This window comes from Blastocatellia bacterium (genome assembly GCA_025054955.1).
Taxonomy (GTDB): Bacteria; Acidobacteriota; Blastocatellia; order HR10; family J050; genus JANWZE01.
The window spans coordinates 26,897-41,838 of sequence record JANWZE010000031.1; the positions used below are offsets into that span (position 1 = coordinate 26,897).

General features: G+C 50.2%; 15 protein-coding genes. 5 read left to right on the forward strand and 10 right to left on the reverse strand.

All coding sequences use genetic code 11. From position 1 onward, the window contains the following. Window positions 1-230: 230 nt before the first annotated feature. The 10 genes from NZ823_03810 to rpmH all read right to left on the reverse strand — a co-directional run bounded on the left by NZ823_03810 (window position 231) and on the right by rpmH (window position 9,466). On the reverse strand, window positions 231-422 hold the full coding sequence (locus tag NZ823_03810; protein ID MCS6804253.1) for a hypothetical protein: 192 nt from the start codon (window positions 420-422) through the stop codon (window positions 231-233). Window positions 423-443: 21 nt separating this feature from the next. Next, window positions 444-866, reverse strand: a complete 423-nt coding sequence (locus tag NZ823_03815; GenBank protein MCS6804254.1) for a polymer-forming cytoskeletal protein — start codon at window positions 864-866, stop codon at window positions 444-446. Window positions 867-880: 14 nt separating this feature from the next. Further along, on the reverse strand, window positions 881-1,732 hold the full coding sequence (locus tag NZ823_03820) for a ParB/RepB/Spo0J family partition protein (protein ID MCS6804255.1): 852 nt from the start codon (window positions 1,730-1,732) through the stop codon (window positions 881-883). After that, window positions 1,701-2,489, reverse strand: a complete 789-nt coding sequence (locus NZ823_03825; GenBank protein MCS6804256.1) for an AAA family ATPase — start codon at window positions 2,487-2,489, stop codon at window positions 1,701-1,703. The genes NZ823_03820 and NZ823_03825 overlap by 32 nt, the downstream gene beginning before the upstream one ends. Before the next feature lie 225 nt (window positions 2,490-2,714). Next, window positions 2,715-3,434: a 16S rRNA (guanine(527)-N(7))-methyltransferase RsmG gene (rsmG, locus tag NZ823_03830; GenBank protein MCS6804257.1), complete on the reverse strand. Its 720-nt coding sequence runs from the start codon at window positions 3,432-3,434 to the stop codon at window positions 2,715-2,717. After that, window positions 3,409-5,316, reverse strand: coding sequence for a tRNA uridine-5-carboxymethylaminomethyl(34) synthesis enzyme MnmG (gene mnmG / locus NZ823_03835; GenBank protein MCS6804258.1), 1,908 nt, complete (start codon window positions 5,314-5,316; stop codon window positions 3,409-3,411). Before mnmG ends, rsmG begins: the two co-directional genes overlap by 26 nt. An 8-nt stretch (window positions 5,317-5,324) precedes the next feature. Continuing rightward, window positions 5,325-6,713, reverse strand: coding sequence for a tRNA uridine-5-carboxymethylaminomethyl(34) synthesis GTPase MnmE (gene mnmE / locus NZ823_03840; GenBank protein ID MCS6804259.1), 1,389 nt, complete (start codon window positions 6,711-6,713; stop codon window positions 5,325-5,327). Between the two features lie 126 nt (window positions 6,714-6,839). Next, complete coding sequence (gene yidC, locus NZ823_03845) at window positions 6,840-8,654, reverse strand: membrane protein insertase YidC (protein MCS6804260.1); 1,815 nt, start codon at window positions 8,652-8,654, stop codon at window positions 6,840-6,842. Window positions 8,655-8,685: 31 nt separating this feature from the next. Beyond that, window positions 8,686-8,961 carry a membrane protein insertion efficiency factor YidD gene (gene yidD, locus NZ823_03850; GenBank protein MCS6804261.1) on the reverse strand — a complete coding sequence of 92 codons (276 nt, stop codon included), beginning with the start codon at window positions 8,959-8,961 and terminating at the stop codon, window positions 8,686-8,688. Between the two features lie 361 nt (window positions 8,962-9,322). After that, window positions 9,323-9,466 carry a 50S ribosomal protein L34 gene (gene rpmH / locus NZ823_03855; GenBank protein ID MCS6804262.1) on the reverse strand — a complete coding sequence of 48 codons (144 nt, stop codon included), beginning with the start codon at window positions 9,464-9,466 and terminating at the stop codon, window positions 9,323-9,325. Window positions 9,467-9,593: 127 nt separating this feature from the next. Between rpmH and NZ823_03860 the strand changes: the two genes are divergently transcribed. From NZ823_03860 to NZ823_03880, 5 genes are read left to right on the forward strand one after another with little or no spacing between them, the layout of a single operon-like run. Next, the gene (locus NZ823_03860; protein ID MCS6804263.1) at window positions 9,594-10,568 is read left to right on the forward strand and encodes a glycosyltransferase family 2 protein; all 975 of its coding nucleotides are present in this window, start codon (window positions 9,594-9,596) and stop codon (window positions 10,566-10,568) included. Beyond that, window positions 10,565-11,812 (forward strand): glycosyltransferase family 4 protein, encoded by a 1,248-nt coding sequence (locus tag NZ823_03865; GenBank protein MCS6804264.1) that lies wholly within the window; start codon window positions 10,565-10,567, stop codon window positions 11,810-11,812. Before NZ823_03860 ends, NZ823_03865 begins: the two co-directional genes overlap by 4 nt. 11 nt (window positions 11,813-11,823) lie before the next feature. After that, window positions 11,824-12,987, forward strand: coding sequence for a glycosyltransferase family 4 protein (locus NZ823_03870; protein ID MCS6804265.1), 1,164 nt, complete (start codon window positions 11,824-11,826; stop codon window positions 12,985-12,987). After that, window positions 12,974-14,104 (forward strand): glycosyltransferase family 4 protein, encoded by a 1,131-nt coding sequence (locus NZ823_03875; GenBank protein ID MCS6804266.1) that lies wholly within the window; start codon window positions 12,974-12,976, stop codon window positions 14,102-14,104. Before NZ823_03870 ends, NZ823_03875 begins: the two co-directional genes overlap by 14 nt. Before the next feature lie 3 nt (window positions 14,105-14,107). After that, window positions 14,108-14,866, forward strand: a complete 759-nt coding sequence (locus NZ823_03880) for a class I SAM-dependent methyltransferase (protein MCS6804267.1) — start codon at window positions 14,108-14,110, stop codon at window positions 14,864-14,866. Window positions 14,867-14,942: the final 76 nt, after the last annotated feature.

Consider the following 14,942-nt stretch of genomic DNA (forward strand, 5'->3'; position numbering starts at 1 on the left):
GTGCTAGCTTTGATCTGCGGGAAGCAAACGACCACCCCAGTAGAAGGAGGCCGACGACAAGCGAACATCGCTATAAATAATGGGAGGCACGATTCAGGGGCAAACGACTATCACAGTAGAAAGAAGCCGACAAAGGCTGCTTGTGAGAAACCAGCTCCATCCAGATTCTAAGTGCAGAGATCGAGAAACAGACAGGCGTTGCTTATGAAGAGTATATGCAATTTGCAATATTAATCGTTTTTTTCTGCTGGCTTATATGAATCAAGAATTCTGCGACCTTCGGTACTATTGGGATCAATTGTCCGAATGTGCTTCTTTCCCTTCATTTCCCAGATAGCGGTTATTACTCCTTCTTTTTCAACTGCATGGTAGATAATTTCTTCATTGGCATTTGATTGGACTTGATTCTCGTTATTTAACATTGTTACCTCCCAACGTTAAAATTACCCGGTATGTACACCGTTTGTGTCGGCCAAGATGGACGATTTTGGTTCTCGGATTAAAGTAGAAGGCTCTTTTTCATTAGGCCTTATGGTGTTGACAACACCTTCCAGCATTGCACCTTCATCAACTTTGAGGATAGGTGTGAAAATATCTCCCTGGACTCGACCTGTGGATAATAGGTGAATCTTTTCAGTAGCAACCACGTTTCCAGTGATTGTCCCGCCTAATGTTAGTACAGCAACCTCAACGTTTCCTTCGACAAGACCATGTTCACCTATGACGAGTTCTCCTTCGGAAAATATACCTCCCTTAAGCCTTCCGTGTAGGTGAAGAACATCGGAAAATCGTAAATCTCCAACGATTTCTGTTCCTAGATCGAGGAATCCACGTACTTGAGGAGCTTTGAGATTGCGAAATTTCATGTTGGTGTTCTTCCTCATTGCATGAGAATTTTATAAATTCGATCAAAGTCTTCATCTGAGTAAAACTCTATCTCTAGTTTTCCTCCTTTTGCGGTAGGAAAGACACGGATTTGGGTGTTAAGCTTCCGACGGAGCTTTTCAACAGCAGCGTGTACATTTGCGTCAAAGGTGACTTGCTGCTTGGGCTTTTTGTTGGTTACCTTTTTTGTCGCATTGTTCAATTTTTGTACTGCTTGCTCTGTGGCACGGACAGAAAGGCCTTTCGCAATAACCTCATGGGCGAGTTGTCGTTGCAAGTCAAGCGTCATGAGTCCCAAAATTGCACGAGCGTGACCCATTGAAAGGCGCTCCTGCTCTACCAGCTCCTGAATGTCTTTTGGAAGTTTAAGTAAGCGAACGTAGTTCGTTATCGAAGTTCGATCTCGTCCCACTCGCTTAGCTACCTCCTCCTGGGTTATCCCCAGCACATCAATAAGTTTTTGAAAAGCTTGAGCTTCTTCGATTGGATTCAAATTTTCGCGTTGAATATTTTCTATCAGGGAAAGTTCAAGGACCTTTTCGTCGGGTATATCGCGAACAACAACAGGAACCCTTTTTAGCCCAGCCATTTGGGAAGCACGCCAACGGCGCTCGCCAGATATTAGTTGGTATCGAAATCCATTTCGACGAACTAGTAACGGTTGCACGATCCCGTTTTCGCGAATAGATTGTGCTAACTCTTCTAGTTTTTGGGTATTGAAGCTGGTTCGAGGTTGATACTCACTGGGATCAATAGAGTCAATGTCAACTTCTATAAACTGTTCCTCGCGAGGTTGGGCTTCAGCTAGTAATGCACTAAGCCCCCTGCCGAGCGCTCTTCTTGTCATTGTTATATCTCACCTCCTGAGCTAAGTTACGATAGCGTTCAGCCCCTCTAGACCGTGAGTCATATAGGATGATTGGCTTGCCATGACTGGGCGCCTCTGCTAGTCTCACATTGCGAGGAATGACAGTTTTGAAAACCTGTGAGCCGAGAAAATCTCGTAAGTCGCTGACTACTTGACTTGATAGGTTTGTTCGTTCGTCATGCATAGTCAGCAAAAACCCCTCAATTGACAGAGTAGGGTTCAGTGTACGCCTGATGCGAACAAGAGTGTCCCACAGGTCAGAAACGCCCTCCAGAGCAAAGTATTCACATTGAATAGGTATTAAGACAGAGTCAGCCGCTGTAAGGGCATTAAGTGTTAGCAATCCAAGTGAGGGAGGGCAATCAATGATAATGTAATCGTATGAATCCCTAATGGGATCAAGAACTTGCTTAAGTTTGAATTCACGTCGCTCAAGCTCAACCATTTCCAGCTCAGCACCCGTAAGATTTCGGTCCGATGGACAGACAAAAAGGCTCTCAATTTCTGTCGGCTGTATTACAGTATGGATAGGCTCATCTAGGACAAGCACGTGGTACATGCTTCTGGTGAAGGCTTGCCTTTTAATACCCATACCTGATGTTGCATTAGCTTGAGGATCAAGGTCTATAAGGAGCGTCTTAGCTTTAGCCTCTGCCATAGAGGCAGCGAGGTTTATGGCAGTCGTAGTCTTTCCTACTCCCCCTTTTTGGTTGGCTATTGATATGATTCGTCCCATATGCAAGGACTCTCATCCAAGTTTTCTTGAAAATACCACAATTCAATAGAAAATGAAAGGAAAATAATCGAAACGGGGGTTGTTTCACGTGAAACCAAAATCCGCATCAAATTAAGGGTTTCGGCACGGCCAAAAATGATCGAAACAGGGTTTCGTTTCACGTGAAACGCTGTTAAGTCTCATATCAAATGCCGGGTGAAGATCGCAGATTGCCGCTCAGGCGGTTCAGGTCTCGGCGGGCTTTTGGGCTCCATGAACGTGGGTTTTTCCGCCGCAATTGGTATTAGTTTCACGTGGAACAATTTTTAATAATGAAATAATCCAGCGATTCCTTGATAAAGGGATTTTGTATCTGGTGGCATCCCAATTTTCTTTGAATAAGTCTAAGCATTTGTAAAACAGTTCATTGCCGGAAAAAAACAGGATTTGATAGCAGGCTTTGGCAAATAAAAAAATCTCCGGCAAGATAGTTGCCATTTTATCAATAGCACGGCAAGAGACCAAATCAAAACACTGGTTTTGGTACTCTTGAAATCGCCCATGAAAAACGGCAATGTTCGAAAGTCCAAGCTCTCGCGATATGTTTTTAAGGAATGAAGCCTTGCGAGATTGGCTTTCGATGAGAACCACTTTAAGCGTTGGTCTTATAGTAGCTAGCACAATACCTGGAAACCCCGGACCTGACCCAATATCAACTAGTGATTCCAGCTGTGGTTGGATGAACTGGGAAGCATAGAGCGACTCCAAATAATGAATCCTGGCTGCTTCATAGGGATCAACCACCGATGTTAAGTGTGCAACTTTGTTCCACTTGAGCATGGCTATATAGTGGTCAGAGAGGGCTTTTGCGAGCGCATCGTTCATATTGAGCCCAAAAGATGGGGCTAGTTGGTGAAGAGCCTGCTGGAAGGCAGCCGCTCTATCGTGGTGCTTTTGTTTGGTCACGTTTGGATCGAAGTTGAATATGAAGATACAGAAGAGAGATAGCTGCTGGCGTGACTCCAGGAATTCTGCGGGCTTGCCCAATTGTACGCGGAAGAACTCGTGTGAACTTTTCGACCATCTCGCGAGAGAGACCGGGGATACTCTGATAATCAAGAGTAGGTGGGATTGGCTGTGAGTCAGCTTTATCTATTTTCCGTGCAAGTTGTTGTTGATTGATGGCATATCCTTCATACTTGAAGTCATTAACAACGACGGATAGTTCTTCTGGGCTTAGATCTTCCCTGAGAGCTGGTGGAATGAATTGAATGAGGTGTTGCCATGAAACTTCTGGTCTACGAATCAGGTTGGCTATTTGAGTTGGTTCGGTTAGTTTGATCGCTGTTTGGTGATAAAAGAGTTCAGCACCGGGAGATTGTGGAGAGATTTTTTGATTGATAAAGAAGCTTTTCAATTGGCTTATCCGTTTCTGTTTGCTGAGGAATGAGAAGTAACGGTCGCTAGAAATCAGTCCTAGACGGTACCCAATTTCCGTGAGTCTTGCATCCGCATTATCGTAACGCAAAAGGAGTCTGGTTTCTGCCCGAGATGTAAACATTCGATAAGGTTCATCAACCCCCTTGGTTACTAGATCATCAATTAAGATACCGATGTAACTTTGAGTTCGAGGTAAAATCAGTGGATCATCGCCTCGTGCTCTTAGTGCTGCATTGATGCCTGCCATGATTCCTTGGGCCGCTGCTTCTTCGTATCCTGTTGTTCCGTTGATTTGTCCCGCATGAAACAATCCTTGAATCTTTTTGGTTTCAAGCCATGGGTGTAGTTCAGTTGGATCCACGAAGTCGTATTCGATGGCATAGGCAGGACGGATGAATTTGACTTTTTCAAGGCCTGGAATTGTTCTCAGCATTTTCAGTTGAATATCTGCTGGCAGGCTTGAAGACAATCCGTTTGGGTAAATTTCGTTTGTGTAATATCCTTCGGGTTCAAGAAAGATCTGGTGACGCTCTTTGTCGGAAAACTTAACCACTTTATCCTCTATTGAAGGACAGTAACGTGGTCCGATTCCAACGATTGATCCGCTATAAAGTGCAGATTTATCAATGTTTTGTCTGATTATCTCGTGTGTCTTTTGTGTTGTATAGGCGATGAAGCAATCAATCTGAGGTTGCTTAATTCTATCTGTGGTAAAAGAAAATGGGACAGGTTGATCATCGCCTGGTTGTCGCTCAGTTGCTGAAAAGTCAATTGTTCGGCCATCGAGTCTAGGTGGTGTACCTGTTTTCAGGCGACCAACACGGAATTTGAATCCTTTGATGGATTCGGCCAAGCGAATGGACGCTTTCTCTCCGCACCGTCCGGCTGTGAAGGTTGTTCTGCCGATATGGATAAGGCCGTTCAAGAACGTGCCGGTTGTCATAACGACTGCTTTTGCGCCAAGCCGTCTGTGGTCTGTTAGCTCAACGCCAATAACGCGGGCTTTATCTATTATGAGGTCAACAACTTCTCCTTCAATAATTTGGAGATTAGGCAGTTGAGCCAGCCTGCGTTGCATTTCACTTCTATAGGCAGTTCGATCTGCTTGGGCACGGGGTGACTGAACGGCTGGACCACGACTACGATTGAGCAAGCGAAAATGGATACCGATACGATCAATAACTTGACCCATGATACCGCCTAGGGCATCAATCTCCCTTACTAGGTGCCCTTTGGCTATTCCGCCAATGGCTGGATTGCAGGACATCTGGGCGATGAGGTCTTTCTTGATTGAAATTAAAGCTGTACGCTGTCCCATGCAAGCTGATGCCCATGCCGCCTCACACCCAGCATGGCCACCTCCGACTACGATGACATCGAATTGGTCGTCGAACTGGTATCGAGTCATTTGCCCGTTCATTTGCCTATACAGAATGTGGAAAATATCTTGTCCAGTATATCTTCAATTGTCGTTTCCCCGGTTATTTCTCCCAACAGTCTCAAGCCTTGATGTAAGCCTACAAGAACCACTTCCTCTGAGTAACCTTCCTCTGCTGCTTTCCGTGCCTCTTTCAGCGATTCGATCACCCGTACAATCAGATCGTGGTGTCGAGAATTGGTGAGTATAACATTTTCTACACCCACCGTACTATGTTGTGTAACCATTTCCACAATTTTTTTTCTTAGCTCGTCAAATCCTGCTGTGGTTAATGCAGAAACACGGACCCAAGCTGAGCCGTTAGCAGCCGATTCGATTCTCTCGTATGTAAGTTCAGATGGAAGGTCAGATTTATTGATCGCAATCAGTCTTGGGAACGGTTTAGTGTCGGATAGAATATTCATATCTTCTTGTGTTAATTCCTCGGCTCCATTGAGAACCACCAAAATTAAATCAGCCTCTGTCATAACGGTGCGAGTACGAACAACTCCTAACTTTTCAACTGGGTCGGTTGATGAACGGATACCCGCCGTGTCAGTGAGGTAAACGGGTATTCCCTCGATTGAAACAGCATCGCTTAAGGTATCACGGGTTGTGCCTGGGATGTCTGTCACAATGGCTCTCTCTTTGTTTAATAATCTATTGAAAATGCTGGACTTACCAACGTTAGGCCGACCTACAATGACAAGCTCGATGCCTTCGCGGAGAATGCGCCCATAGCCAAAAGACTGTTCTAATGTAGTTAATTCCTTCAAAAGTTCATCAAGCTTGATGCTCATGCGGTCTAAAGACTCAGGGCTGACGTCGTCCTCAACAAATTCGACAGCGGTCTCAAGGTGGACGATCATCTCTTTGAGGCATTCTTTGATGGGCTGTAGTTGTTTTGACAAACTGCCTTGTAGCTGCTGAACGGCCACCTTGGCCTGATGGGTTGTCTGAGCCTCGACCAGGTCACGTACCGCCTCGGCTTGAGTAAGGTCAATACGCCCGTTGAGAAAGGCACGCAGCGTAAATTCCCCAGGTTGAGCTGGTCTAGCTCCTCGTTCGATGGTGAGCTCTAGAAGGCGGCGCAGTACAATCGGACTGCCGTGGCAACCGATCTCGACGAGGTCTTCCCCAGTATAGGATTTTGGTTTCTGGAAGAACGTGACGACAGCTTCATCTATAATTTCGCCTGATTGGGGATCAAAGATATAGCCGACACGCGCCATGTTGGCAGCAAGAGGGCGCTGGTCTCGAGCGCGGAAGAGCTGCTCAGTAATGGATAGGGACTTACTTCCGCTCAAGCGAACAATACCAATGCCACCACGGCCTGGCGCCGTCGCTATAGCGCTGATCGTATCGTCAAGGTTCGTGTTCTCGAACACACCGAGGTTTTATAATACCAAATACCGAGTGAAGATTGCACATTGCCGCTCAGTCAGTTCAGGTTCTGCCATGCTTCTTGGCTCCGTGAACGTGATCGTTCTCTTCACAATTGGTATAAGCCCTGCTCAACTTGCAGCTTCAGTTTGTTTGGGCTCCAGGGTTGTTTGGGTTTGCTCGGCACTCGCTTGAATCATGCGATTGATCACCAGTTGTTGGGCAGTTGCCACGATGTTACTGAACATCCAATAGAGTACCAAGCCGCTAGGGGCTTTCCAGAAGAATAAGAAGGTGAACAGCACGGGCATCAGCACGCCCATCATGATTTTTTGAATTTTCTGTTGGGCCACCTGTGCTGGATCGTCTGGAGCGACAGGCGGAGGTGGCATCACAAATGTTTGGGCCATCATAGAAAGGCACATCAAAATCGGCAACACGTGCATGTCGAAACCGAACAAAGAGACGGTATCGGGTTGCGAAAGGTTATTGATCCATCCAAAAAAGGGGGCGTGGCGCACATCAATAGAAACTGTCAGCAACACAAAAAAGGCCCAGAAGAATGGCAATTGTACAAGCAACGGCAGGCATCCGCCCAACGGGTTGGCTTGGCGCATCAAGCGAATTTGCTCCATCTGGAGCTCTTTTAGCTTGGGATCGTCTTTCTTCAATCGTTTCATTTGGTTTTGCAGCTCTTTCATCTTTGGCTGCATAGCTTGCGCTTGTCTCATTTTGATAGCGCCCTTCCACTTCAAGGGAAAGAAGAGCATGTTGATGACGAAGGTGATCAGAAGAATGGCTACTCCGTAGTTATGCGTGAGTTTGTAGGCCAGGTTCATGACGGGGATCAAGAAACCGACGACAATCGGTTTAATGATCGAGGTCATGAATCCGTATCTGATCAAGTGCTCAAGGCTTGGGTTTTTCAGTTCCCGACCCAGTTCAGCGAGAATTTTATGGTCTTTAGGCCCGACGAACATCCGATGGGTGATCTGTTGAGGAATCGGTGTCAGTGTGGCGATAATCGGCTTTGGTGTCTCTGTGCCGTTGATATTGACCATCTGGGTTGTATGGCGAATGCTTGCTTGGGCTACCGGCTGGGCGAGGATCAGAGCCAGGGCGAAGTAGTTGTCATCGGCACTGATCCAGTTGATTTGACCAGTCATTTGCTGAACACTGGTGTTACTGGCATCAACGCGTTCCACGACGCCGTTGACATCTGCTACGACGCTTGGACCAGCAATGTAGCCTCCAAGCTCAGTGACACTCTGATCACCGAAGTTCGGTCCCAGAACTATCTGTGTATCTAGGGGCTGTCCGTTTTGCCGCACTGTGACGGCGTATTCAAAATCATATCGGTTTCCGCGGAACACAAATCGCTTGACCACTTCCAGCCCATTTGCTTGCAAAGAGAAGATAAGTACATGACTGTCGCTTTCGCCCAATTCCATCGTCTCAGCAGATTGGGAGACGGCGTAGGTATGGGATTTGAGTGTTTGGTTAATCTGTTGGTCAGAGGTAACGAGTTCCAGAGGCGCGCCCAGCTTGTCTAAGACATCCCGCGATTGTGTGATGAGTTCTAACTCTTTGCCATCGGCTCCCCGAATGAGTGGGCGCAACCCTGCGTAATTTTTCTTAATTGTCCAGCTAACGGGCACGGCACCTCGCGTCGTGAAGGTGGCGCGCCAGTATGGCGTTTGTACTTTAATCAGCCGTTCTGGCGCTGGCGGCGCATTGGTGGAAGGCTGCTCCGGCGGTAGAGGCGAGCTGGTCACAGGTGGTTGGTTGGACGTGCTCAGATTGGTATCGGGTGAAGCTGTTTCAGGCTTGGTTGCTGTTTGCGTGTGCGACGCGGGGGGCGGCACTTCCTGGGGCGGGAACAGGTAGTACCAAACAACCAGCACCAGTGTTGAGAGAACGATGAAAAGTAGGTGTCGCTTTTCCATAGGAATTAGTTTTCAGTTTTGTCAGTGCGCTTCATGTCTCCTTGACGCTGAACGACTGGCCAGTGTCGCCCATTGGCTCGTCAGTGGGTGGATCATACCCGCCCTGATGAAACGGATGACATCGCAGAAGGCGGCGCAAACTCATGATCAATCCTTGTCGAACGCCAAACCGCTCGATGGCTTGTTTTGCGTACTCAGAGCAGCTCGGGATGAAACGACACGAAGGCAAGAGCAATGGTGAGACGCCATACTGATAGGCGAGAATTGGCAAAGTCACCATTTGTTTGCCAAGCTGTTGCCACGTCATCGATTCGTTTCGCTTGCCTCCATCAATTTTTCAATAAAACGTCGGAATTGTTTGTCCACCTCAGCGTATGTCGCGTTGATCATAGAGTGTTTGACATTGACGACGATATCCATTGGAACAGGAAAAAACCGTTTGTTTCGGCGAAATGTTTCCTTCAGGAGTCGCTTGCAGCGATTTCGCACCACGGCCCTACCGATGCGTTTGGTGACGGTGATGCCCAAGCGGCATACGTCCTGGGCGTTATCAAGCACAAAGATCGTGAATAAAGGGAAATGGTAGCGCCGGCCACGGCTGTAGACCTGCCGGAAATCAGCTTGTTTGAGGATTCGCTCGTGTTTGCTGAAGCGCTCATTGGGATGCATTAATAGTGATGTGGTGTGAGGCGCTTTCGGCCCTTAGCGCGACGACGCTTGAGCACCTCACGGCCTCCGCGCGATCTCATACGGGCGCGGAATCCATGGGTCTTGGCGCGTCGCCGATTATTGGGTTGATAAGTACGTTTCATGATGAGATGACTCCTAATTGATTCTGAAACGAAAGAGAATACAAAGCCGCTAAGGGGCTGTCAAGCACATCGTTGATGCGTTTGACGCATGCCGATGACCTCGCTAGAATGGCTTGGCCGAAAGATCATGAGAGAGCTGACAGTCTCCGTTATCATTCCTACCTATCGTCGCGAAGCGGAGCTTTGTCATACGCTACAACAACTCCTCGATCAGGATTATCCACCTGATGAAATCTTAGTCATTGATCAAACGCCTCAGCACGAGCCGGCGACTGAGGCATTTCTCAACCAATTGGCAGTGGCGGGAACGATCCGTCTTATTCACCAGCAAATGCCCAGCGCGTCGCGGGCACGCAATTGTGGGATCGTCGAGGCCGCAGGCGAGATTTTGCTATTTCTTGATGATGACATCCTGATTGAAAAGGATTTCATTCGCGCCCATCTGACCAATTTCCGTGATCCGTCGGTCGCTGCCGTGACAGGCGCGATTTGGTCTGAGCGTGGTCAGCCGCTGCCGCTGATTTACGAGCTGCCGGCCATCACGCAACAACAGCCGCTCGGCTGGATGCAGGTGCCGGCAAACCTGGCTATCCGCACAGAAAAGATTTTGCTGCTTTCCGGTAATTGTTCGGTTCGCCGCTCGGTAGCGCGGCGCGTTGGCGGCTTTGATGAAAACTATGGCCGCTATGATTACCATGCTGATTATGATTTTGGCTGGCGCATTCATCTGGCTGGCGGAAAGATTCTGCATGAGCCACGTGCTGGCATTCATCATCTGGCTGCGCCGCGCGGTGGATGTCGTGTCGAGCGGCGGCGAAGGTCTGTGCCTGAGGTTGAAGAGTTACGGCCCAAGTTTTATTTCTTCTTCAAAAACTTTCCAACATATCATAGCGCCGTCCCAATTCTGAAGCTCTTGCGCCAGCACGTGGTCAATCGAGCCAATATCCTACGACCCGATTGTCTGGTTATAAGCCTCTGGCGTGCGTTGGTTGCGTTGATTCGAGCTGCGTATGAAGCCACGTTTATTGGCGAGCGCACACTACATCAGACAATGTTTGATCAAGCTAACCGGATGTCAACGGCGCGAACTCAGCATCTATGAAGCTGCTGCAAATCAATGAACACTATGCGCCAGTTGGCGGTGTTGAGCAATATCTGCTGGAGACATCTGCGCATCTAGAGCGACGTGGCGTGACGGTCGCTGTGCTATATGCTGCTTCATCGGATCGGTTATTCCACGTGCCCGACCGGCAAGAGATTCATCTAGCCTGCTTGCGGCAAGCATCGGGCTTCAGCCGTTCGCAACGATTCGAGCGCGTCCGACAAGCTATCGAACAGATAGCTCCTGATGTGATTCAGGTGCACAACCTAGATGAGCCTGACGTGATAGAGTACTTAGCCACATTGCGACCAACCGTACAATTTGTTCATGCGCATAGCGTCAAGTTTTGCCCCGGCAACGGAAAGTTTTATCGGCGGACGCAGGAGGTTTGTCGTCGGCCGTTCGGCCCCTATTGTTTGATGGCGCCGTACCTTCACCATTGCGGCAGTCAGCGGCCCTGGCGGATTGTCTCCAGTTATGGCGTCGTGCGCCGTTGGCTAGAGGTGGTGCCGAAACTATCCAAGCTCATCGTAGCCAGCCACTACATGAAGCAAGAACTGATCAGTGTGGGCATTGATGCTGAGCATCTCGTGGTTAATCCAATTGGGATAGACATTCACGCAGGTCTGGTTGATGAGCCACTGATTTCCCTTGACCCGCCGGTGTTGTTATTTGTTGGTCGGCTCTATGAGGTCAAGGGGCCTCACTACCTGTTGGCGGCGTTGGAGTATATTGACATGCCTTGTCGGGTCGTGATTGTCGGCGATGGCCCAGAACGCGAGCAGCTCAGGCGAATGGCCGCCAACTGCCCGGCGCGTCATCTGATCGAATTCACAGGCTGGATTGAGCAGGATGAGCTTGAGCGCTGTTATCGTCACGCCAGTGTGGTCGTTGTTCCGTCACTGTGGCCTGAGCCATTCGGCTTAGTTGGTGTGGAGGCGCTTAAGCATGGCAAGCCGGTTGTCGCGTTTGCTGTTGGTGGCATTTCTGAATGGTTGCATGATGGCGAAAACGGATTTTCGGTGGAAGTGAAAAACCTCCCTGCGCTGGCTGGAGCCATTAAGAAAATTCTGAGTGATTCGCAGCTAGCCGCGGCGATGAGCCGACAGGCGCGCCGGCTGGCCGTTGAGCGATTTAACATCGAGCGACACGTTGATACCCTGCTACAAATCTACCAACAGGCATGCGCTGCTCAGCAATCAAAACGCTGGGATGCGTTAGCGACCTTTCCATATCGGCGGTGACTTGCTGTTGTATGAGGCTGGCCATACTCTGTCCGGATTTTCCGCCTGAGCGCAGCGCGCTGGCCGACCATACAGCGGCGCTGGCGGCGCATCTCGGTCAACAGGCTGAAGTCGCCGTCATCACCTCGCAGCGCAACAGCGGTGCTCACTCGATGGTCGGTGTGCGTGTCGAGCCATGCGTCCGGTCGTGGAATCTCTTCGGGATCATTCGCGTTCAACAAGTGCTCTGCGAATTTCAACCTGATTGGTTGATCGTACAGTATGTGCCGCACATGTATGGTCGAGCCGGCATCAACCTGGCGTTGCCGTTGATGCTCTGGTGGTGGCGACTTCACGGCTATAGGATTTTTCTTTTGCTTCATGAACTCTATCTGGCTTGGTCGCTCAGACCGAAGCGTATGATTGCCGGTCTGCTGCAACGACTCATGCTGATGATGTGCGTTGCGGCGGCCTGTCGGGTTGGTGTTTCGACGCAGGTATGGCAGCAGAAACTCCAACGATTATTTCCGATGTGGCTCTCTCATTTTCATTACTTGCCATCGCCATCGAACATTCCGGTGACGATTGTCAGCGACGCGGAGAAGAGAGCGACGCGAGCACAACTTGGACTGGCTGGCGACAGTTTCGTTGTAGGATTATTCGGTACGCTTCACGATTCCGTATTGCTTTCGTATGTCAGGGAGAGTTTGTCCGCGCTTCAGGCGTGTGGTCAACGGACGCAAGTGCTCTATGTTGGCCCGGCTTCTGGAGAGCTAGCGGGTTCGCTTGGCAGTTCTGAACATGGCATGAACTGGCAGGTGATATGTACGGGTTACGTTGAGCCGGCGTGGGTCTCTCGTTACTTATCGCTGATGGATGTGCTGTTGCTGCCGCTGGTGGACGGCGTCTCGAGTCGGCGATCCTCGCTCATGGCGGCGCTCAGTCATCGTCTTGCTGTTGTGACCACGTCGGGTCCGGGAACCGATCCATTGCTTACCAACTCGGCCGCGCTGACTCTGTCGCCTGTCAACGATCAGCAGGCTTTTGTCGCTAATGTCTGCATGCTGGCCACTGATCAGGCGCGGCGACGCCAACTGGCCGAGGCTGGCGAAAGGCTTTACCGGGATCATTTCAGTTGGCCGGTTGTCACACAGCGGCTCCTATCCATCATGGAGAATGCGCATGAGCGCGCCTAGGAAAATCCTGTTGGTTTTCCCTGTCGGTGAGCGTGGTGGCGCCGAGCGTGTCTTTGCGGCTATCGCGCGCCATCTGGATCGGAGGCGATTTGAGCCGGTAGCGTGGTTTTTGCGGCCCGGCTCGCTCGTGCAAGAAATTCAAGCGCTCGGTGTTCCAACATTCCTCGATCCGATCACGCGACTGAGCGATCCGGTCAATTACTGGCGAACGGTGAAAGCTGGGCGGCAGCTTATCATCAACGAGTCTATTCAACTGGTGTTAAGTTCGCTCGGATATGGTCATCTATATGGTGGCGTAGCGGCGCTCTGCGCCAACGTTGATGCAATATGGTGGCAGCACGGCATTGCCTCGCTCACCAATTGGATTGATCAACTGGCTGCCGCCGTCCCGGCCAAACTTATCATCACGAGTTCATATATTGCAGCGCGCGCGCATGCCGACGCCTTGAGTTTGAACGGAACGCCACTGACCATCATTCATCCTGGCATTGAACCGGCGCCGGACAGAGTGTGGGATCGTCAACTGGTCTTGAAAGAATTTGGCATCGAGCCGGGAGCGACCGTCGTCGCCGCCATCAGCCGTCTCCAGCCCGGCAAAGGACAGGATGTGCTGATCCGCGCAGCTTCGCTGCTGATCGAGCGCTATCGGCAGGTCATGTTTCTAGTTGTCGGCAGCGAGCTGTTCAATAAGAGCCAGGGCTATGAATCAATGTTGAAGCGATTAGCTGTGGAGCTAGGCGTGGCCGATCATATTGTCTTCACCGGATTGCGTCATGACATTGATCGTCTCCTGAGTGCGATTGACGTCTTCGTGCATCCGGCCACAGCGCCCGAATCATTTGGTCTGGCTGTTGTCGAAGCGATGGCCGCTGGCAAGCCGGTGATTGTGACTGATGTCGGCGGCCCGCGCGAGACGGTCGTTGACGGCTACACCGGAATGATCATACCGCCACGCGATGTTCAGCAACTCGTCCACGCGCTCGCGGTGTTGATCGAGCGTCCCTCGTTACGAGAGGCGATGGGTCAAGCCGCGCGCGCGCACGTGCTGGAGCATTTCAGCCAGCAGACGATGATCCGAAAGGTCGAATCGGCGCTGGCGGCTGTGTTAGAGTGTTGACCAATGACGGAACCGGCTGGCCCAGAATTTTATACCGGCGATTACTACCGCACGCGATGTGGCGGTCACGAGCTATTCGATTCATTCGATGGGCGTGAGCTTGAACCGATTCGCCGAAAAGCTATTGAACTAGCCCAACCGGGACCTGGGCAGCTCATCTTGGATGTCGGTTGTGGACGTGGCGAAATTGTCTTGGCCTGCGCACTACGGGGCGCGCGCGCTATCGGCATTGATTTCAGCCCGCATGCTATTGAGCTGACCCGACATTTGCTGAACAAACTCCCGGCCGACGCCGCAGCGGCCGTTGTTCAGATGGATGCGGCTGATTTAGGATTTTGCTCCAATCAGTTCGATTCGATCCTGATGTTGGATTTCGTCGAACATGTCCCGCAAGATCGGCTGCGCCAGATCATTGCCCGTTGTCATGCCCTGTTGAAGCCGGGTGGGCGACTGATCATTCACACTGGACCGACGCAAGAATTCATTCGCTATGGACAGCACGCCAAGCGTCTGTTATACAAGCTGCTTGGGCGACCCGTTCCAGCCCTGATTACGTGGGAGGGCGAAGCGCGGCTGGCCGGTCATTGTAATTTGCATACCAAGCAGAGTCTTCGAGAAGCAATGGCAGTATTCGAGCAAAAATCGGTGCAATACCATTTTGCTATTGAGCAGGGATGGCTCAAGCGGTTGGTCCGAACAAGCGGCTTGACCCGTTATTTCGCTTTTCATTTGTGGGGCATTGGTGTTAAACGTTCATCATAAGTCATCAATGGTGGTTTCATTCAGATTGTTCTGGCAGGATTAGAAAGCGCGGATTGAGAAGCAATCACACGAGACC

What these genes read in the sequence shown, in the direction of transcription:
- NZ823_03810 (MCS6804253.1), bottom strand. Translation starts at nt 422, where the DNA reads ATGTTAAATAACGAGAATCAAGTCCAATCAAATGCCAATGAAGAAATT.
- NZ823_03815 (MCS6804254.1), bottom strand. Translation starts at nt 866, where the DNA reads ATGAAATTTCGCAATCTCAAAGCTCCTCAAGTACGTGGATTCCTCGAT.
- NZ823_03820 (MCS6804255.1), bottom strand. Translation starts at nt 1,732, where the DNA reads ATGACAAGAAGAGCGCTCGGCAGGGGGCTTAGTGCATTACTAGCTGAA.
- NZ823_03825 (MCS6804256.1), bottom strand. Translation starts at nt 2,489, where the DNA reads ATGGGACGAATCATATCAATAGCCAACCAAAAAGGGGGAGTAGGAAAG.
- mnmG (MCS6804258.1), bottom strand. Translation starts at nt 5,316, where the DNA reads ATGACTCGATACCAGTTCGACGACCAATTCGATGTCATCGTAGTCGGA.
- yidC (MCS6804260.1), bottom strand. Translation starts at nt 8,654, where the DNA reads ATGGAAAAGCGACACCTACTTTTCATCGTTCTCTCAACACTGGTGCTG.
- yidD (MCS6804261.1), bottom strand. Translation starts at nt 8,961, where the DNA reads ATGACGTGGCAACAGCTTGGCAAACAAATGGTGACTTTGCCAATTCTC.
- rpmH (MCS6804262.1), bottom strand. Translation starts at nt 9,466, where the DNA reads ATGAAACGTACTTATCAACCCAATAATCGGCGACGCGCCAAGACCCAT.
- NZ823_03860 (MCS6804263.1), top strand. Translation starts at nt 9,594, where the DNA reads ATGAGAGAGCTGACAGTCTCCGTTATCATTCCTACCTATCGTCGCGAA.
- NZ823_03865 (MCS6804264.1), top strand. Translation starts at nt 10,565, where the DNA reads ATGAAGCTGCTGCAAATCAATGAACACTATGCGCCAGTTGGCGGTGTT.
- NZ823_03870 (MCS6804265.1), top strand. Translation starts at nt 11,824, where the DNA reads ATGAGGCTGGCCATACTCTGTCCGGATTTTCCGCCTGAGCGCAGCGCG.
- NZ823_03875 (MCS6804266.1), top strand. Translation starts at nt 12,974, where the DNA reads ATGAGCGCGCCTAGGAAAATCCTGTTGGTTTTCCCTGTCGGTGAGCGT.
- NZ823_03880 (MCS6804267.1), top strand. Translation starts at nt 14,108, where the DNA reads ATGACGGAACCGGCTGGCCCAGAATTTTATACCGGCGATTACTACCGC.